The 17,084-nt window shown below is 72.5% G+C and carries 18 protein-coding genes; 9 read left to right on the top strand and 9 right to left on the bottom strand.

Annotation, left to right across the window (positions count from 1 at the left end; genetic code table 11):
• Positions 1 to 22 precede the first annotated feature (22 nt).
• Positions 23 to 985, top strand: a complete 963-nt coding sequence (locus tag ACGFT1_RS02840) for an electron transfer flavoprotein subunit alpha/FixB family protein (RefSeq protein WP_373907219.1) — start codon at positions 23 to 25, stop codon at positions 983 to 985.
• 149 nt (positions 986 to 1,134) lie between these two features.
• On the top strand, positions 1,135 to 2,433 hold the full coding sequence (locus ACGFT1_RS02835) for a DUF6986 family protein (protein WP_373907218.1): 1,299 nt from the start codon (positions 1,135 to 1,137) through the stop codon (positions 2,431 to 2,433).
• Positions 2,434 to 2,642: 209 nt separating this feature from the next.
• Here the strand turns inward: ACGFT1_RS02835 and ACGFT1_RS02830 are convergent, their stop codons facing one another.
• The gene (locus tag ACGFT1_RS02830) at positions 2,643 to 3,692 is read right to left on the bottom strand and encodes a LacI family DNA-binding transcriptional regulator (protein ID WP_373907217.1); all 1,050 of its coding nucleotides are present in this window, start codon (positions 3,690 to 3,692) and stop codon (positions 2,643 to 2,645) included.
• Positions 3,693 to 3,899: 207 nt separating this feature from the next.
• Here ACGFT1_RS02830 and ACGFT1_RS02825 point away from each other — a divergent pair, with 207 nt between their 5' ends.
• The 3 genes from ACGFT1_RS02825 (at position 3,900) to ACGFT1_RS02815 (ending at position 6,333) form a co-directional block, all read left to right on the top strand.
• The gene (locus ACGFT1_RS02825) at positions 3,900 to 4,853 is read left to right on the top strand and encodes an ROK family protein (protein WP_373907216.1); all 954 of its coding nucleotides are present in this window, start codon (positions 3,900 to 3,902) and stop codon (positions 4,851 to 4,853) included.
• Positions 4,854 to 4,943: 90 nt separating this feature from the next.
• Positions 4,944 to 5,135 (top strand): hypothetical protein, encoded by a 192-nt coding sequence (locus ACGFT1_RS02820; protein WP_373907215.1) that lies wholly within the window; start codon positions 4,944 to 4,946, stop codon positions 5,133 to 5,135.
• 154 nt (positions 5,136 to 5,289) lie between these two features.
• Complete coding sequence (locus tag ACGFT1_RS02815; RefSeq protein WP_373907214.1) at positions 5,290 to 6,333, top strand: NUDIX domain-containing protein; 1,044 nt, start codon at positions 5,290 to 5,292, stop codon at positions 6,331 to 6,333.
• A gap of 14 nt (positions 6,334 to 6,347) precedes the next feature.
• On the opposite strand, the gene ACGFT1_RS02810 is transcribed toward ACGFT1_RS02815, so the two are convergent.
• Both ACGFT1_RS02810 and ACGFT1_RS02805 read right to left on the bottom strand, forming a co-directional pair.
• The gene (locus ACGFT1_RS02810) at positions 6,348 to 7,052 is read right to left on the bottom strand and encodes an MBL fold metallo-hydrolase (RefSeq protein ID WP_373907213.1); all 705 of its coding nucleotides are present in this window, start codon (positions 7,050 to 7,052) and stop codon (positions 6,348 to 6,350) included.
• 62 nt (positions 7,053 to 7,114) lie between these two features.
• Positions 7,115 to 8,470: a dipeptidase gene (locus ACGFT1_RS02805; protein ID WP_373907212.1), complete on the bottom strand. Its 1,356-nt coding sequence runs from the start codon at positions 8,468 to 8,470 to the stop codon at positions 7,115 to 7,117.
• Between the two features lie 133 nt (positions 8,471 to 8,603).
• Between ACGFT1_RS02805 and ACGFT1_RS02800 the strand changes: the two genes are divergently transcribed.
• Positions 8,604 to 9,845 (top strand): geranylgeranyl reductase family protein, encoded by a 1,242-nt coding sequence (locus ACGFT1_RS02800; RefSeq protein WP_373907211.1) that lies wholly within the window; start codon positions 8,604 to 8,606, stop codon positions 9,843 to 9,845.
• Here ACGFT1_RS02800 and ACGFT1_RS02795 read toward each other — a convergent pair.
• Positions 9,835 to 10,290 (bottom strand): nitroreductase/quinone reductase family protein, encoded by a 456-nt coding sequence (locus tag ACGFT1_RS02795; protein ID WP_373907210.1) that lies wholly within the window; start codon positions 10,288 to 10,290, stop codon positions 9,835 to 9,837. The genes ACGFT1_RS02800 and ACGFT1_RS02795 overlap by 11 nt on opposite strands.
• A gap of 125 nt (positions 10,291 to 10,415) precedes the next feature.
• On the opposite strand from ACGFT1_RS02795, the gene ACGFT1_RS02790 reads away from it, so the two are divergent.
• The gene (locus tag ACGFT1_RS02790; protein WP_373907209.1) at positions 10,416 to 11,108 is read left to right on the top strand and encodes a TetR/AcrR family transcriptional regulator; all 693 of its coding nucleotides are present in this window, start codon (positions 10,416 to 10,418) and stop codon (positions 11,106 to 11,108) included.
• 274 nt (positions 11,109 to 11,382) lie between these two features.
• Here ACGFT1_RS02790 and ACGFT1_RS02785 read toward each other — a convergent pair whose 3' ends face one another.
• On the bottom strand, positions 11,383 to 11,721 hold the full coding sequence (locus tag ACGFT1_RS02785; protein ID WP_373907208.1) for a GNAT family N-acetyltransferase: 339 nt from the start codon (positions 11,719 to 11,721) through the stop codon (positions 11,383 to 11,385).
• On the opposite strand from ACGFT1_RS02785, the gene ACGFT1_RS02780 reads away from it, so the two are divergent.
• Positions 11,705 to 12,157, top strand: coding sequence for an ATP-binding cassette domain-containing protein (locus ACGFT1_RS02780; RefSeq protein ID WP_373907207.1), 453 nt, complete (start codon positions 11,705 to 11,707; stop codon positions 12,155 to 12,157). The genes ACGFT1_RS02785 and ACGFT1_RS02780 overlap by 17 nt on opposite strands.
• On the opposite strand, the gene ACGFT1_RS02775 is transcribed toward ACGFT1_RS02780, so the two are convergent.
• Together ACGFT1_RS02775 and ACGFT1_RS02770 are read right to left on the bottom strand one after the other, a co-directional pair.
• Positions 12,114 to 12,728, bottom strand: coding sequence for an FMN reductase (locus ACGFT1_RS02775; RefSeq protein WP_373907206.1), 615 nt, complete (start codon positions 12,726 to 12,728; stop codon positions 12,114 to 12,116). The two genes, ACGFT1_RS02780 and ACGFT1_RS02775, sit on opposite strands and share 44 nt — an antisense overlap.
• Positions 12,725 to 13,822, bottom strand: coding sequence for an LLM class flavin-dependent oxidoreductase (locus tag ACGFT1_RS02770; protein WP_373907205.1), 1,098 nt, complete (start codon positions 13,820 to 13,822; stop codon positions 12,725 to 12,727). The genes ACGFT1_RS02775 and ACGFT1_RS02770 overlap by 4 nt, the downstream gene beginning before the upstream one ends.
• 218 nt (positions 13,823 to 14,040) lie before the next feature.
• Between ACGFT1_RS02770 and ACGFT1_RS02765 the strand changes: the two genes are divergently transcribed.
• Complete coding sequence (locus ACGFT1_RS02765) at positions 14,041 to 14,895, top strand: NmrA/HSCARG family protein (RefSeq protein WP_373907204.1); 855 nt, start codon at positions 14,041 to 14,043, stop codon at positions 14,893 to 14,895.
• A gap of 254 nt (positions 14,896 to 15,149) precedes the next feature.
• On the opposite strand, the gene ACGFT1_RS02760 is transcribed toward ACGFT1_RS02765, so the two are convergent.
• Entirely contained in the window at positions 15,150 to 15,770 is a 621-nt protein-coding gene (locus ACGFT1_RS02760) for a hypothetical protein (protein WP_373907203.1), read from the bottom strand.
• A 219-nt stretch (positions 15,771 to 15,989) separates the two neighbouring features.
• Entirely contained in the window at positions 15,990 to 16,913 is a 924-nt protein-coding gene (locus ACGFT1_RS02755) for a glyoxalase (RefSeq protein WP_373907202.1), read from the bottom strand.
• Positions 16,914 to 17,084: the final 171 nt, after the last annotated feature.

The raw sequence follows: 17,084 nt of genomic DNA, 5'->3' as shown, positions 1-17,084 counted from the left end.
CGTTACGCAGGAGAGCAATCCCATGGCTGAAGTCCTCGTCTACGTCGATCACGTGGACGGTGCCGTCCGCAAGCCCACGCTGGAGCTGCTGACGCTGGCCCGCCGCATCGGCGAGCCCGTCGCCGTCGCGCTCGGCAACGGCGCCGCCGACACCGCCGCCACGCTCGCCGAGCACGGCGCGGTGAAGGTCCTCACCCACGACGCGTCCGAGTACGCCGATTACCTGGTCGTGCCGAAGGTGGACGCCCTCCAGGCCGCCCACGAGGCCGTCTCCCCGGCCGCCGTGCTGGTCCCGTCCTCCGCCGAGGGCAAGGAGATCGCCGCCCGCCTGGCGCTGCGCATCGGCTCCGGCATCATCACCGACGCCGTCGACCTCGAGGCCGGCGACGAGGGCCCGGTGGCCACCCAGTCGGTGTTCGCCGCGTCCTTCACCACCAAGTCCCGGGTCATCAAGGGCACCCCGGTCATCACGGTCAAGCCGAACTCGGCCGCCGTCGAGGCCGCCCCGGCCGCCGGTGCGGTCGAGGCCCTGTCCGTGACCTTCTCCGAGCAGGCCACCGGCACCAAGGTCACCGGCCGTACCCCGCGCGAGTCGACGGGCCGCCCGGAGCTGACCGAGGCCGCGATCGTGGTCTCCGGCGGCCGTGGCGTCAACGGCGCCGAGAACTTCTCGCTCATCGAGGCGCTCGCCGACTCCCTCGGCGCGGCCGTCGGCGCCTCGCGCGCCGCGGTGGACGCCGGCTGGTACCCGCACACCAACCAGGTCGGCCAGACCGGCAAGTCGGTCTCGCCGCAGCTGTACATCGCCAACGGCATCTCCGGCGCGATCCAGCACCGTGCCGGTATGCAGACCTCCAAGACGATCGTGGCCGTCAACAAGGACGCCGAGGCCCCGATCTTCGAGCTGGTCGACTTCGGCGTGGTCGGTGACCTCTTCGACGTCGTCCCGCAGCTGACCGAGGAGGTCAAGGCCCGCAAGGGCTGAGTCCCCCCGCTGTGCGAGGCCCCCGTGACCAGTGCGGTCACGGGGGCCTCGGCGCATCCTGGACACGGTGTTGACCAGCGGGAAGCGCGCCGGATAACTTCATTCTACGGATTGTTGATTCCGGAAAGCGGAAAATCGGAGGGTGTGGGATGGGTCAGCAGGAGAAGGTGGCGACAAGCCTCGCGGGCGCCGTCAGCGAGGAGATCAGCGCCTCCCTGGCACCGGTGGACGCGGAGCTGGAGCGCCGCTATCCCGGAGATCCCGGCACCCGGCAGCCCGTCCACACCGTCTACGTACCCGGCGACGTCTTCGCCGCCGGCACCTTGCGCACCTGGGGCGACCAGGCACTCGCTCTCCTCGACGCCCACGCCCCCGACGCCGCCTCCCTCGCGGCCGTCCTCGGCCTCGCCGACGACCTCGCCGAACCGGTGTACTCCCGTGTCCGCGCCAAACTGGAGCGCGAGCCCGTCGAGGACCTGCGCGTCGACTTCGAGGACGGCTACGGCCCACGCCCCGACGCCGAGGAGGACGCGGCGGCGGCCCGCGCGGCCCGCCTGATCGCCCAGGCGTACCGGGACGGCACGGCCGCGCCGTACATGGGCATCCGCATGAAGTGCATGGAGGCCGCCGTACGCGACCGGGGCATCCGCACCCTCGACGTCTTCCTCACCGCTCTGATGGAGGCCGGCGGCCTGCCCGACGGCCTGGTCCTCACCCTGCCGAAGGTGACGTACGCCGAGCAGGTCAGCGCGTTCGTCCGCCTCCTGGCGGCCTTCGAGAAGGTGCACGGCCTGGACGCGGGCCGCCTCGGCTTCGAGATCCAGATCGAGACCAGCCAGGCCGTCCTCGCCGGCGACGGCACCGCCACCGTCGCCCGTATGATCCAGGCCGCCGAGGGCCGCGCCACCGGACTCCACTACGGCACCTTCGACTACAGCGCCTGCCTCGGCGTCTCCGCCGCCCACCAGGCCAGCGACCACCCCGCCGCCGATCACGCCAAGGCCGTCATGCAGGTCGCAGCGGCCGGTACCGGCGTCCGCGTCTCCGACGGCTCCACCAACGTCCTGCCGGTCGGCCCGACCGAGCAGGTCCACGACGCCTGGCGGCTGCACTACGGCCTCACCCGCCGCGCCCTCTCCCGCGCCTACTACCAGGGCTGGGACATGCACCCCGGTCACATCCCCACCCGCTACGCCGCCGTCTTCGCGTTCTACCGCGAGGGCTTCGAACAGGCCGCGGCCCGTCTGACCCGGTACGCCCACCGCGCCGGCGGCGACGTCATGGACGAGCCCGCGACCGCCAAGGCCCTCAGCGGCTACCTGCTGCGCGGCCTGGACTGCGGGGCCCTGGACATCGCCGAGGTCGCCCGCCTCACCGGCCTGACCCGCGCCGACCTGGAGAGCTTCGCCGCACCCCGGCGCGGCGACCTCACGGCCTCCGCGCAATAGACGGGCCCGCCAAGGACCCGGGGCGGCAGGAGTGCGGGAGGCGCCGTAGCGGTGCCGGGACGGGCCGGCGGCCGGTCGGCAGGCAGCGCAGCCGTGGCGAGGACCGGCGGCGCCACGGCCATGACCGGCGCCGCGCTGAGGGCCGCGCCGCGGTGGGGGCCGCCCCCAGGGGGCGCACTTCCCAGGCGTCGGGCCCTCAAGAGGGTGCTTCAGTTCGCGGGCGGCAGTTCGCCCGAGCCGCGGGTGATCAGCCGGGTCGGCAGCAGGATCCGCTCGGGTTCCAGGAGGACGCCGTCCAGCTGGCGGAAGAGGCGCTCTGCGGCGGTACGGCCCAGCGTCGCCGCGTCCTGTGCGACGACCGTGACCCCCGGCTGGAGCAGGTCGGCCAGTTCGATGTCGTCGAAGCCGACGAGCGCGGTCCGGCGGGTGTGCCCGGCGAGGACCCGGATCACCGTCACCGTGACCCGGTTGTTGCCGGTGAAGACAGCGGTGACGGGGTCGGGCCCGGACAGCATCTCCTCGGCCGCCCGCCGCACCCGTTCCGGGCTGGTCGTGCCGAGGGACATCCAGCGCCCCTCGACGGGTATGCCCGCGTCCTCCATGGCCGCCCGGTAGCCGCGCAGCCGCTCGGCCGCGGTGTGGATGCGCGGCATGTCACCGATGAACCCGATCCGGCGGTGGCCGTGCGCGATGAGATGGGCGACGCCGTCGCGGGCACCGCCGAAGTTGTCGGACAGGACCACGTCGGCCTCGATCCGCCCGGCCGGGCGGTCCACGAACACGGTCGCCACCCCGGCCCTGATCTCCGGCTCCAGGTAGCGGTGGTCGTTCCCGGCCGGGATCACCACGAGACCGTCCACCCGGCGCGCGCACAGCGCCAGCGCCAGCTCCTGCTCGCGCTCCGGGTCCTCGGCGCTGGAGCCGTTGATCAGCAGGGCGCCGTGCGCGCGGGCGACCTCCTCCACGGCACGGCTGAGGGGGCCGTAGAACGGGTCCGCGAGGTCCTCCAGGACCAGGCCGATGCTCGCCGTGCGGCCCTTGCGCAGCACGCGGGCGCTGTCGTTGCGGCGGAAGCCGAGCGCCTCGATGGCCTCCTGCACCCGGCGCTCGGTGTCCGGGGTCACCCCCGGCTCGCCGTTGACCACGCGGGAGACCGTCTTCAGCCCCACACCGGCGCGTGCCGCCACGTCCTTCATCGTCGGGCGGTTGCCGTACCGGTTCCCGGGGAGGCGTTCTGCACGGCGGGTGGTCTCGGGCACGGGGTGCTGTCCTGTCTCTCGTCCGTCTCGTCCACGGCGGTGGTGCGATCCGTGGTCCTGTATGAGGATGTGGCGTCGAGCATAGAGCCTGGACAACGTTGTCAGATGCGGGAGAGACTGTCCACCGCTGTCCCGGCCTGCGCCCCCACCGCTTGTCCGGCCTCCGGTATTCCGCTTTCACGTTCCAACGGGGAGATCTGACTCTTGATGCACACCGACCTCGTCGCGGCCCTGGACATCGGCGGCACCAAGATCGCCGGCGCGCTGCTGGACCGCGACGGACGGATCCTGGCCCGGGCTCAGCGCGCCACGCCCGCCCAGCAGGACGGCGAAACGGTCATGCGTGCCGTGACGGGGGTGCTCGGCGACCTCGCCGGTTCACCCCTGTGGGGACGGGCCGCCTCGGTCGGCATCGGCAGTGCCGGCCCGGTGGACGCCTCGGCGGGTACCGTCAGCCCGGTGAACGTCCCGGGCTGGCGTGAGTTTCCGCTGGTCGAGCGGGTACGCGCGGCCACCGGCGGCCTGCCTGTCGAGCTGATCGGCGACGGCGTCGCCATCACGGCGGCCGAGCACTGGCAGGGCGCCGCACGGGGCCATGACAACGCGTTGTGCATGGTGGTGTCGACGGGGGTGGGCGGCGGACTGGTGCTGGGCGGCCGGCTGCACCCCGGCCCGACCGGCAACGCCGGGCACATCGGCCACATCAGTGTGGACCTGGACGGCGACCCCTGCCCGTGCGGTTCGCGCGGCTGCGTGGAGCGCATCGCCAGCGGGCCCAACATCGCCCGCAGGGCCCTGGAGCAGGGCTGGCGGCCCGGCCCCGACGGTGACACCTCGGCCGCCGCGGTGGCTGCCGCCGCGCGCGCCGGCGACCCGGTCGCCGTGGCCTCCTTCCAGCGGGCCGCGCAGGCGCTGGCGGCCGCTATCGCGGCCACCGCGACCCTGGTCGAGATCGACATCGCCGTGATCGGCGGGGGCGTCGGCAAGGCGGGCGACATCCTCTTCACCCCCCTGCGCAGGGCTCTGGCCGACTACGCGGCCCTGTCCTTCGTACAGCGGCTCACCGTCGTACCCGCACAGACAGGCACCGACGCGGGCCTCGTCGGCGCCGCCGCGGCAGCCCTGACCAGCAGGACGGACGCCGCCGCGGTGAGTCTGTGAGCAACGCGTCCCCCCGTACGGCCGTCGCACCGGGCACATGGCCGTGACGTTCCGCGTGACCCCCGGGCCGGTTCCGTAGTTGATCAGGGCATGAAGAAGCGCAGCATGCTGGCCCTCGCCACCCTCGCCACCGGATTCTTCGTGGCCGCCGTCACCCCGCCCCACGCGGCCCACGACGGTCCCCGCCACGACCTGAGCGTCTCGGACACCCCCGACACGGCAGGCCACCTCGTCAGCCAGTACGGACCGGCCGTCGATCAGGAGGACCTCGGCCAGGGATAGGGCCGACGCACGTACGGAGCGCGTGCCGGTGTCCCCGCCGCGGGGGGGGCACCGGCACGTTCCCGTGTGAGGGCAGGCGCCCTCACCGTGAGGGGGTTTCCGTGGCAGGGTGGAGCGGGCAAGCCACAGGGGGCCAACAGAAGAGGGGGAGTCCGTGACCGTCGTCTGGATCAACGGCGCGTTCGGTGCGGGGAAGACCACCGCCGCACGGGAGCTGATCGAACTGATCCCGCACAGCACGCTCTTCGATCCCGAGGTCATCGGCGGGGCGCTCGCACACCTGCTGCCGCCCAAGCGCCTGGCCGAGGTCGGCGACTTCCAGGATCTGCCGGTCTGGCGCCGACTGGTGGTGGACACCGCCGCGGCCATGCTCGCCGAGCTGGGCGGCACCCTGGTGGTGCCCATGACCCTGCTCCGCCAGGAGTACCGGGACGAGATCTTCGGCGGTCTCGCCGCCCGCAGGATAGCCGTCCACCATCTGCTCCTCGCCCCGGCGGAAACGATCCTGCGCGAGCGGACAGCCGGTCGGGAGACACCGCCCGGCCTCCCCGACGGCGAGCTGCGGACACGCCAGTGGTCCTACGGCCACATCGAGCACTACCGCGCCGCCCTCGCCTCCTGGCTCACCGCCGACGCTCACCTCGTCGACACCAGCGTCCTCACCCCGTACGACACCGCAGTCCGCATCGCCGACGCCGTCGGCAGCGGTGCGGTGCCGGCCTGCGACATCGTGCAGACCCCGGAGCCGACCGCCGAGACGCTGGCCGCCGGCGTACTGCTCTTCGACGATCAGGACCGGGTGCTGCTCGTCGACCCCACCTACAAGCCGGGCTGGGAGTTCCCCGGTGGGGTGGTGGAGCGGGGAGAGGCCCCCGCCCGCGCCGGGATGCGCGAGGTCGCGGAGGAGACGGGGATACGGCTGAGGGAGGTGCCGCGGCTGCTCGTCGTGGACTGGGAGCGGCCCGCGCCGCCCGGATACGGCGGGCTGCGGCTGCTGTTCGACGGCGGCAGGCTGGCGCCCGCGCAGGCGTCCCGGGTGCTGCTGCCGGGCCCGGAGCTGCGCGCCTGGCGCTTCGCCACCGAACAGGAGGCCGCCGCGATGCTCCCGCCGGTCCGCTACGAGCGGCTGCGCTGGGCGCTGCGGGCGCGCGAGCGGGGCACCGCGCTCTATCTGGAGGCCGGGGTGCCGGTCGGCTGACCGCCGGCCGCCGGTCAGGCCGCGGCCGCCGCCCGGCCCAGTGCGGCGGCGGCGCCTCCCACCACCGGGTCACCGTGCCCGAAACAGGCCACCTCCGCTTCGAGATCGGCCAACATCCTTACGGATTGGAGGAGTTGAGTGCGGTCGAGGTTGAACACCCCGGGCATGGGCGTTCCGTGGCCCGGTGCGGCCGCGACCGTGTCCCCGGTGAACAGCACGCCTTCGGCGGGCAGGAACAGCGCGATGCTGCCGTCCGTGTGCCCCGGGACGTGGAGCACCCGGGCACCACCGCCGAAGTCCAGCACCTCGCCGCCCGCCAGGCCGGTGACGGCGGCCGGCGGCACCGGCTCGCCCTCGGGCAGGTGCGCGGCCGCCGCCGCGTGCAGCGGCAGCTCCCACTCCTCGAACCGCGGCGCCGGACCCGGCGGTCCACCTCGTACGAAGGGGGCGTCCCGCTCGTGCGCCAGCACCTCTGCACCGGTCAGCGCGGCCAGCTCGCCCGCCCCGCCCGCGTGGTCCTCGTGGAAGTGGGTCAGCACGATCCGCCGTACGTCCCGCGGCGCGTGCCCGAGCGCCGTGACCGCGTCGGCGAGGGGCCGGCCGGAGCCGAGCGTGCCCGCGTCGATCAGCGTCAACTCGTCGCCGTCGCGCCAGAGATAGGCCTGGCCGACCGGGAATCGCAGGAGGTGCAGGCGGGGGAGGAGCTGGATGACGTCCATGTGCCGACCGTAGGCGCGGCCCCGGCCGTCCGGCGAGGGTCGTCTGCCGTGGGCAGAACGGTTCAGCCGGCCGCGTAGTTGCGCAGGAACAGCGCCTCGGCGACCGAGAGCCGCTCCAGCTCCTCGGGCGACACGCTCTCGTCGACCGCGTGGATCCGCGCCTCCGGCTCGCTCAGCCCGATGAGCAGGATCTCCGCCTGCGGGTAGAGGCCGGCGAGGGTGTTGCACAGCGGGATGGAGCCGCCGTGGCCGGCGTACTGCATGGTCTCGCCCGGGTAGGCCACCGCCATCGCGTCGGCCATCGCCCGGTAGGCGGGGCTGGAGGTGTCGGCGCTGAACGGCTGGCCCTGCCCGGTCTGCTCGGTGGTGACCCGGGCGCCCCACGGGATGTGGGCCGCCAGGTGCGCCTGGAGCAGCTCGGTGGCCTCCGCCGCGTCCACCCCCGGCGGCACCCGAAGGCTGATCAGGGCACGGGCGCGGGACTGCACGGAGGGGGTGGCGCCGACGACCGGCGGGCAGTCGATGCCGATGACCGTGACGGCCGGGCGGGCCCAGACGCGGTCGGCGACCGAGCCGGTACCGATCAGTCCGACGCCGTCCAGCACCTTGGCGTCCTCGCGGAACTGCTCCTCGGTGTACTCCAGGCCGTCCCATGCCGCCGTGGCCTCCAGGCCGTCGACGGTGGTGGAGCCGTCCTCGGCGCGCAGCGAGTCCAGGACCCGGATCAGCGCGGCCAGCGCGTCCGGGGCGGCGCCGCCGAACTGGCCCGAGTGCAGGTTGCCGGCCAGGGTGTCGACCTGCACCCGGACCATCGTCATGCCGCGCAGGCTGGTAGTGGCCGTCGGCAGGCCCACACGGAAGTTGCCCGCGTCGCCGATGACGATCGTGTCCGCCGCCAGCAGCTCGGGGTGCTGCTCGGCGTACCGCTCCAGGCCGCCCGTGCCCTGCTCCTCCGAACCCTCCACGATCACCTTGACGTGCACGGGCACGCCGCCGTTCGCCCTGAGGGCGCGCAGCGCGAGCAGGTGCATGAGGAAGCCGCCCTTGCAGTCGGCGGTCCCGCGGCCGTACCAGCGGCCGTCGCGCTCGGTGAGCTCGAACGGCGGAGTGGTCCAGCCGGCTTCGTCCAGGGGCGGCTGGACGTCGTAGTGCGCGTACAGAAGAACCGTTTTCGCACCCTCCGGGCCGGGCAGCCGGCCGTACACCGACCGGGTGCCGTCGGGGGTGTCCAGCAGGGCGATGTCGGCGAAGCCCTCGGCACGCAGCGCATCGGCGATCCAGTGCGCGGCGGCCTCGCTCTCGCTCTCCGGGAACTGCGCGAAGTCCGCCACCGATCGGAAGGCGACCAGTTCGGCCAGCTCCTCCTTCGCCCGGGGCAGCAGCGAGGCCACGGTCTCGGCGACCGGATTCGACGACATGGGCACGCTCCTTGTGGGTGCGACGCTGTACGGGGGTGAGTCCACCGATCCTCCCACAGTGGCCTGCGCGGACGGCCGCCGTAGGATGCGGGGGGACACTTCGGCGGCGGCTTGATCGGAGCGGTAGACCATCGTGAGCGGCGACAATTCTTCGGCGGACGACGTGCAGCGGGTGTGGGACGTCGTCGTGGTGGGCGCGGGACCCGCGGGGGCCTCGGCCGCCTACGCGGCCGCGGTCGCGGGACGGCGCGTGCTGCTGCTGGAGAAAGCCGAGCTGCCGCGCTACAAAACGTGCGGCGGCGGCATCATCGGGCCTTCGCGCGACGCGCTGCCGCCGGGCTTCGAACTGCCCTTCCGCGACCGGGTGCACGCGGTCACCTTCTCCCACAACGGCCGCTTCACCCGCACCCGCCGCTCCAAGCAGATGCTGTTCGGGCTGATCAACCGGCCCGAGTTCGACCAGCAGCTGGTCGAGCACGCCCAGAAGGCGGGCGCCGAGCTGCGTACGGGCGTCACGGTGCAGCGTGTCGAGCAGCACGGCTCGGCGGTGCCGGACCGGCGCACGGTCGCCGTCGTCCTCCAGGGCGGGGAGGCGGTGCTGGCCCGCGCGGTCGTCGGCGCCGACGGCAGTGCCAGCCGGATAGGGGCCCACGTCGGTGTGAAGCTGGACCAGGTCGACCTCGGCCTGGAGGCGGAGATCCCGGTGCCGGAGACGGTCGCCGAGGACTGGAAGGGCCGGGTCCTCATCGACTGGGGCCCGATGCCCGGCAGTTACGGCTGGGTTTTCCCGAAGGGGGACACGCTGACGGTCGGCGTGATCTCCGCGCGCGGCGAAGGCGCCGCCACCAAGCGGTACTTGGAGGACTTCACCGCCCGGCTCGGCCTGGCCGGCTTCGAACCGTCCCTGTCCTCCGGGCATCTGACCCGCTGTCGCGCCGACGACTCGCCGCTGTCCCGCGGCCGGGTGCTGGTCTGCGGTGACGCGGCGGGGCTGCTGGAGCCGTGGACCCGTGAGGGCATCTCGTTCGCGCTGCGCTCGGGCCGGCTGGCGGGGGAGTGGGCGGTACGGATCGCCGAGTCGCACGACGCCGTCGACGCCCGCCGTCAGGCCCTGAACTACGCGTTCGCGATCAAGGCGGGGCTCGGTGTCGAGATGGGCGTCGGCAAGCGGATGCTGGCGGTCTTCGAGAAGCGCCCCGGCCTCTTCCACGCCGCCCTCACCGGCTTCCGTCCGGCGTGGCGGGCGTTCCGGGACATCACCCAGGGCTCGACCACGCTCGGCGACATGGTCCGCGCGCACCCCCTTGCCCAGCGTGCCCTGGCCAGGCTGGACAAGGCGCAGGCCGCACCGGCGGAGGAACCCGTCAGTTCGTGACGGTGATCCGGAAGACCGGGTGGTCGGGGGCGCAGGCGATGATCTCCGCGTCGGTGGACGCGGAGGTGACCCCGGCGAAGTACTGGTTGACCTCCCAGCCCCACTTGTCCAGGTAGGTCCGCAGGAGGGGGAGCTTGTCGGCGTCGGGAAGCTCCACCGCGGTGAAGGTGCGCACCCTGCGGCCGACGCGCAGTTCGCCGCCGCCCGCGACGCGCATGTTCCGCACCCACTGGGAGTGGCCGCGAGCCGAGATCAGGTACTGCCCGCCGTCGTACGTGTGCGGGTTGACCGGGACGCGCTGCATCTGGCCGCTCTTGCGGCCCCGCACGGACATCTCGGCGCTCCCCGCGAGGCTGAACCCGTGCCGGGCGAGCCAGCCGATCACGCTGTTGAAGCGGACGTTCAGCGGGCTGCCCTTGAGGTAGTACGGCGAAGACGACGACATGATGACCCCCACGATTCGGGAGAGCGGTGCTCTCGCTCTCCTCCAGTGTGGGGCCCATGGCGCACCAGAGCAAGAGCGGTGCTCTCTTTTGTGTGCACCGCTCTCCTCCGTGGCACACTTCTTCCATGAGCACCACACAGGGCGCCCGCGCGCGAGCCAGGCAGGAAGTCACCGCGGCCATCAAGGAGGCGGCACGCGGACAACTGGTCGCGGAGGGCGCCGCCAAGCTCTCGCTGCGCGCGGTCGCCCGCGAGCTGGGCATGGTCTCGTCGGCCGTGTACCGCTACTTCCCCAGCCGCGACGACCTGCTGACCGCCCTGATCATCGACGCCTACGACGCCCTCGGCGAGGCGGCCGAACAGGCCCGGGACGCCGCGTCCGCCGCCCCGCCCCTGGACCGCTGGACGGCCGTGTGCGAAGCGGTCCGCGACTGGGCGCTCGCCCATCCGCACGAGTACGCGCTGATCTACGGGACGCCCGTGCCCGGATACTCGGCCCCCGACACCACCGTCCGGGCCGCGGCGCGCGTCGGCATGGTCCTCATCGGCATCGTCCGGGAGACCCATCAGGCGTCGGGCCTGACCGTCCCTCCCCTCCCCGCGGGGCTGCGCCCCGAGGGGGAGCGCATGGCCGCCGACTTCGCCCCCGGGCTGCCGCCCGAGGCCGCCGCGGCACTGGTGGCCGCCTGGGCCCAGCTCTTCGGGCTGGTCGGCTTCGAGGTGTTCGGCCAGTTCACCCGGGTGGTCGAGGATCGTGCCCCGTTCTTCCGGCACGCGGCCGCCCGGCTCGCGCACGGGGTGGGTCTGACCCAGGCCTGAGCGGCGCACCTCCGGGGGTAGGCAAGGTCGAGCCGGTGCGGGCGGCGCGGCTCCTGGGAATGCCCCTGACCGACGCGGGTGTGCCTGCCGGGGGGCATTCGCCGTGATGAGGGCCGGGTGCGGCGCCTGGAAGTCGGGTGCCGCACCTTTTCCCGCGACGCCTCCCCGATTCTCTGAATTCGTTGAATGGCGACATTCCGGCGAATGGCTTCGAATGGCTTTCGATCCGTAAAAACTCGCGGGATATCGGGGAGGAAGTCGCTGGTGAAGAAGGTCAGTGCAGTTCGGTGTCCAGCCATTGCAGGACGTCGGGCGTCACGGGGTCGGTGATGTCGGCGAACTCGTCGTGCCGCTCCAGGAAAGCGGCCACGTAGGGGCAGACGGGCACGATCCGCTTCCCCGACTTCCGCACGTCGGTGAGCGCCTCCTGGACGAGCCGGGAGGCCAGGCCCTGTCCGGCGAAGGCGTCATCGACCTCGGTGTGGAAGAAGACGCGCTGTTCGCCGCGGTCACGGTAGGCGGTCAATCCGGCGCGCTTTCCGTCGACCAGGATCTCATAGCGCTTCCGGGCATCCACACGCTCGACGACCGGAGCAATGGAAGGCTGGCTCATGGGGTTCCTTTCGGACGGGTTCGGTGAACCGGCGGATTTCCGCGCGGCGCGATGCTCGTATGAGGTAGGGCCGGCGCGGGAAGAGGGTCGCCCCGGCGGGCGCCTGCTGTCCCAGGGGCAGCGGCGACGCCTTGCCACCGCGCGCGCCGGGCTGAGGCGTCCCGCGGTCCTGCTGCTCGATGAACCCACCGCCGGCCTGGACCGCCGCACTGCGACGGCCCTGCCGGCCGCGCTGCCCCGGGCGCTGCCCGAGACTTCGCTGGTGATCGCCGTACAGGAGCAGGACATCGGCCTGCTGGACCGGCCGCCGACCGCGATCGTCCGCCTGGGGCGGGCCGCGGACCGGACCGGCGGCTCAGCGGGGCATCCGGCAGGGCATGCCGGTGCCGGTCTCAGTCGAAGCGCAGATCGGACAGCTGCCGTTCGAGCGCCGTGACGTCGTCCTCGGGTGCCGCCTCGGCCGGACGCGAGGCCATGCGGGCGGCCAGCTCGCCGCCCGCCCGCCGGATGCGCGCGGGCAGTCCCTCCGTGTACGCGTCGCCGCCCGACCCCCAGTCCTCGGACGCCGCGTACACCGCCGTGGGGACGACGGCGGCACGCAGGTAGGAGAACAGCGGACGCAGAGCGTGCTCCAGGACGAGCGAGTGGCGGGCCGTACCTCCCGTCGCCGCGATGACGACCGGCTTGCCGGTGAGGGCGTCCGGATCGATCAGGTCGAAGAAGGACTTGAACAGTCCGCTGTAGGAGGCGGTGAACACGGGAGTCACGACGATCAGACCGGCGGCACCCGCCACCGAGTCGATCGCGGCGGCCAGCGGGGGCGCCGGGAATCCGGTCACGAGGTTGTTGGCGACGGCGACGGCCAGTTCGCGCAGCTCGATGGCCTGGATCTCCACATCGCGTCTCTGAGCGGCGAGTTCGCCGTGGACCGACTCGGTGAGCCGGTCGGCGAGCAGACGGGTGGAGGACGGGGTGCTCAACCCCGCGGACACGGCGACGAGTTTCATGCGGCGCTCTCTCCCTTCGAGGACGCGGCCGCCGCGACCCGGGCCGCGTGCGTCGGTGCGTCCGGCACATCGGCGGGGCGACTGTTCACGAACTCCTTGCGCAGGACGGGCACCACTTCCTCGCCGAGCATGTCGAGCTGTTCGAGCACGGTCTTCAGGGGCAGGCCCGCGTGGTCCATCAGGAACAACTGCCGCTGGTAGTCGCCCACGGTCTCGCGGAAGGACAGGGTCCGCTCGATGACCTGCTGCGGGGAGCCCACGGTCAGCGGGGTCTGCTCGGTGAAGTCCTCCAGGGACGGACCGTGGCCGTACACGGGGGCGTTGTCGAAGTAGGGGCGGAACTCCCGCACGGCGTCCTGCGAGTTCTTCCGCATGAAGACCTGCCCGCCGAGACCGACGACGGCCTGTTCGGGGCGGCCGTGGCCGTGGTGGGCGTACCGCCGCCGGTACAGCTGGACCATCCGCCGCGTGTGCTCGGCCGGCCAGAAGATGTTGTTGTGGAAGAAGCCGTCGCCGTAGTAGGCGGCCTGGTCGGCCATTTCCGGCGAGCGGATCGAGCCGTGCCAGACGAACGGCGGTACGCCGTCCAGCGGGCGGGGGGTGGAGGTGAAGCCCTGGAGGGGCGTGCGGAACGTGCCCTCCCAGTCGACGACGTCCTCGCGCCACAGCCGGTGCAGCAGGCCGTAGTTCTCCCGGGCCAGCTCGATGCCCTTCCGGATGTCCTTGCCGAACCACGGATAGACGGGCCCGGTGTTTCCGCGCCCCAGCATCAGGTCCACGCGGCCGTCAGCGAGGTGCTGGAGCGTCGCGTAGTCCTCGGCGATCTTCACGGGGTCATTGGTGGTGATCAGTGTCGTGGCGGTGGACAGGATCAGCTTCTCGGTACGGGCGGCGACGTAACCGAGCAGCGTGGTCGGGGACGACGGTACGAACGGCGGGTTGTGGTGCTCGCCGGTGGCGAAGACGTCCAGCCCCACCTCCTCCGTCTTGAGCGCGATGGCGACCATCGCCTTGATGCGTTCGTGCTCCGACGGCGTGCGGGCACTGGTGGGATCGGGGGTGACGTCCCCGACCGTGAAGATGCCGAACTGCATGGGTCTCTCTTCTCCCGGCGATCGTGTGAGGTGGGGAACGCTAGGCGCCGGCCGCAGGGTCGTCGTGACTGCGCGTGCACGGGGAGGGGCTCCCCAGCGCCCTCCTTCGCCGCTCGGGCGCGCCGCGGGATCGGGTGCGCCGCCCAGGACGGATGCTTGTCGTCAGGCGGGCCGACGGTCCGCTTTCCGTGTGTTCCGTGCGTGGAGGGAGATCTTCGATGGTCGACGAACCGGTCTTGGTGCTTGCGGCAACCGGCGGACAGGGCAGGGCGGTGACGGACGCGCTGCTGGACCGCGGTGCAGCGGTCCGGGCGCTGGTGCGCGACCCCGGCCGAGCGACGGCGCGTGCACTGGCCGGCCAAGGCGTCGAGGTGCTGGCGGGGTCCCTGAGCGATCGTGAGTCGCTCGCCGCGGCGATGCGCGGGGCGGCCGGTGTCTTCGCGTTCACCACTCCGTTCGAGGCCGGCCCGGAGGCGGAGGTGGATCAGGGGCGGTCGATCCTCGCCGCCGCGACGCAGGAACGCGTTCCGCATCTCGTGTTCAGCTCCGTGGCCGGGGCCGACCAGGACAGTGGGGTGCCCCATTTCGAGAGCAAGGCGCGCATCGAGGCGGCGCTGGCCGCCGGTGATGTGCCGTACACGATTCTGGGGCCGACGTATTTCTTCGACAACGCGCTGGGCGGGGCGGAACGCATCCGCGACGGCGTTCTCGATCTGCCGCTGCCGCCCGACCGGCCGTTGCAGCAGCTGGCCCGGCCCGACCTCGGCGCGTTCGCGGCGGACGTTCTGCTCCGCCCCGCTGCCTACGTCGGGCAGCGCATCGAGCTGGCCGGCGACTCCCCCACTCCCGCACAGATGGCGGCGGCGCTCGGCACGGCGCTGGGGCGGGAAGTCCGCCATGAGCAGGTACCACTGACGGCGATCGGCGATCCGGACATGCGCGCGATGTGGACGTTCCTGAACGGGGCCGGCTACCGCGTCGACATTCCCGCACTCCGCGGTGCCCACCCCGAGATCCGCTGGACCGGCTTCGCCGACTGGGCCCGCCGCACCTGGGCGACGACGGCCCGCTGAACGGACCGGCCCCTCGGTGCTCCGCCCGGCGGCGAGCACGCTCATCCCGCCCGATTGCTGATCCCTGATCCCTGATCAGGGATCAGGCGGACGCATGCCTGATCCGGTCCAGGACGGCCTGCCGCGCGGCGATCGGGAGGCCGCGCGGCAGCGCGCACGCCACCCGACCGACGCGCGCGCCGGGCAGACGCGGCGGGTCGCTACCGGTTCCTGATCCACCCATGTGGCGGACAGGGCTCCCTCAGGCGGTTCCTCTACTTGTCGCGCTTGACGTGAGCGGTGAGGACGTTGGGGTCGTCACCGGTGAAGTAGGCGCCGCTGGCGATGTAGGCCGTGCCGCCCCGTACGGCGAGGGAGGCCGGGTTCTCCAGCCCGTCGGCGCCGGTCAGCACGATGGAGTGGCTGCCGTCGGGCCTGACCAGGGCGACCTCGTTGTTCTTGTTGATGGCCGCGAGCAGGGTGTCACCTGCGCCGGTGAAATCGATGTCGTCGATGGTGGCGCGGGTCTCGACAGGTCCGGCGTATCTTGATGCCGTTGGCTCCCGGCCACCGATGAACGGTGAGGTGAGGGCGGGCGTGACGGCCCCGGCGGGAGGCTCCGGCAGGGTCGCGAGGACACGGGCCCGGCCGTCGGGGGTGACCCGGGCGACTTGGCGGGAGTAGGCGAAGGTGACGTCCGCGCCACCGCAGGGCTCCAGGGTGATGTTCTCCGGTCGCTGCCCTTCGGCGACGTTCAGGTGCGCCATGAAGCGCACCTCCGGCAGACGGCCGGAAGCGGCGGTCGCAGTGCCGGTGGCGGTGACGGTGGCGGTGAGAGTCGCCGCCACGGCCGCGGCCAGGAGGCCCGTGCGAACGCGCGCCTTGGTGCTCGGCATGGTGATGTTCCTTCTCCTCCACTTCGGATACGGGACAGAGGTGCGCCACGAACGGGGGCGTACCGGTCGGGGAGCCGCGCGGGGCCCTCCTCGGCCGACGAAGCGCCGGCGTGGTCCGCCGGTGCCCGCGAGGGGACCGGCCGGAGGTGGGACCGGGCCGGCCGGAGGGGCACGGTGCGCTCCCATGTGGGCAACGCGGGTGGCGCTGTGCGCCGCGGATCAGCGGTCGCCGCCCTGGTGCAGTTCGGCCACATAACCGCCGGGGAACTGCACCATGGAAGTGGAGCGGCCCCCGGCGGTGTACGGCCCCCGCAGCACCTTCGCACCCGCTGCCTCGGCCTTGTGCAGCGTCGCCACGAGGTCCTTCACCGCGTAACCGGTGGTCTCCCGTCCGAACGGATAGGGCAGGTGGCCGTCGGTCACGCTGACGACGGTGCTGCCGAACGGGGAGCGGATGGTGATGCGGCGGTACGTCTCCTCGGGCAGACCGATGTCACCGCCGTCCGCCGCCCGGCGGTCGGCGACGACGCGGCCACCGGTGAACCGCAGGTAGGAGCCGAGGAAGGAGTCCGCCGAATCCGGTGTCAGGTACACACGATTGTCCGGCACGGTCTCCAGGGGTGCGTACGACGGTGCCTTGGTGTGCCAGTACAGCTGGGCGTTGACGCCGCCCGGGAACTGCACGACCGCGTCCCGCCCGATGGGGTCGTCGAAGGGCGCGACGACGAGGTGCGCCCCGCTGCGCCGGGCCAGCCGGACGCCCTTGTCGAAGTCACTCATGAGCCAGCCCGTCCGTTCCGCACCGAACGGGTAGGGGACGGGGGTTCGGAAATCGAAGACGGACAGGGTGCCCACCGGCGACAGGACCAGCTCCGACTCGGTCTCGCTCGGCGTCGGAGTGACCTGCGTGACGACCTTGGCCGTGTGCGTACCGCCGAAGGTCGCCTGCCAGCTGTCGACGAACGCGTCCACGGAGCCCGGTGTGACATAGACGTGTGTGGTGTCGTACTGGGGACCGACCGCCGTCGTCGAGGACGTGGCCTTCAGTTCCCGGTCCTGCGCCGAGGAGGGAGCGCCGGACCCCACCACGCTCAGTGCCACCAGGAGCGTGGGCAGCATCCACGCCGTCGCCTTGCACCTCATGTCCGTTCCTTTCCGCAGCAGCCGTCTTCGCCGAAAGCTAGACACCGAGGGCAGGGACGATCACGCCCACAGCGTTCCGGGTGTTGACTGCCAGCGCACAGTGCGCGCTCTGGCACGGGCCACCCTGCCGGGCCGGCGCTGCTGACCAAGGTCGTCGAGTCCGCCGAGACG

Source organism: Streptomyces sp. Y20 (assembly GCF_043195475.1).
GTDB lineage: Bacteria > Actinomycetota > Actinomycetes > Streptomycetales > Streptomycetaceae > Streptomyces.
Note: the sequence above shows the minus strand (reverse complement) of the source record. Positions and strands in the feature narration are given on the sequence as shown.

Bases quoted from the DNA above. Each gene is read 5' to 3' on its own strand.
- ACGFT1_RS02840 (WP_373907219.1), top strand. From the start codon at position 23: ATGGCTGAAGTCCTCGTCTACGTCGATCACGTGGACGGTGCCGTCCGC.
- ACGFT1_RS02835 (WP_373907218.1), top strand. From the start codon at position 1,135: ATGGGTCAGCAGGAGAAGGTGGCGACAAGCCTCGCGGGCGCCGTCAGC.
- ACGFT1_RS02825 (WP_373907216.1), top strand. From the start codon at position 3,900: ATGCACACCGACCTCGTCGCGGCCCTGGACATCGGCGGCACCAAGATC.
- ACGFT1_RS02820 (WP_373907215.1), top strand. From the start codon at position 4,944: ATGAAGAAGCGCAGCATGCTGGCCCTCGCCACCCTCGCCACCGGATTC.
- ACGFT1_RS02810 (WP_373907213.1), bottom strand. From the start codon at position 7,052: ATGGACGTCATCCAGCTCCTCCCCCGCCTGCACCTCCTGCGATTCCCG.
- ACGFT1_RS02805 (WP_373907212.1), bottom strand. From the start codon at position 8,470: ATGTCGTCGAATCCGGTCGCCGAGACCGTGGCCTCGCTGCTGCCCCGG.
- ACGFT1_RS02795 (WP_373907210.1), bottom strand. From the start codon at position 10,290: ATGTCGTCGTCTTCGCCGTACTACCTCAAGGGCAGCCCGCTGAACGTC.
- ACGFT1_RS02790 (WP_373907209.1), top strand. From the start codon at position 10,416: ATGAGCACCACACAGGGCGCCCGCGCGCGAGCCAGGCAGGAAGTCACC.
- ACGFT1_RS02780 (WP_373907207.1), top strand. From the start codon at position 11,705: ATGGAAGGCTGGCTCATGGGGTTCCTTTCGGACGGGTTCGGTGAACCG.
- ACGFT1_RS02785 (WP_373907208.1), bottom strand. From the start codon at position 11,721: ATGAGCCAGCCTTCCATTGCTCCGGTCGTCGAGCGTGTGGATGCCCGG.
- ACGFT1_RS02775 (WP_373907206.1), bottom strand. From the start codon at position 12,728: ATGAAACTCGTCGCCGTGTCCGCGGGGTTGAGCACCCCGTCCTCCACC.
- ACGFT1_RS02770 (WP_373907205.1), bottom strand. From the start codon at position 13,822: ATGCAGTTCGGCATCTTCACGGTCGGGGACGTCACCCCCGATCCCACC.
- ACGFT1_RS02765 (WP_373907204.1), top strand. From the start codon at position 14,041: ATGGTCGACGAACCGGTCTTGGTGCTTGCGGCAACCGGCGGACAGGGC.
- ACGFT1_RS02760 (WP_373907203.1), bottom strand. From the start codon at position 15,770: ATGCCGAGCACCAAGGCGCGCGTTCGCACGGGCCTCCTGGCCGCGGCC.
- ACGFT1_RS02755 (WP_373907202.1), bottom strand. From the start codon at position 16,913: ATGAGGTGCAAGGCGACGGCGTGGATGCTGCCCACGCTCCTGGTGGCA.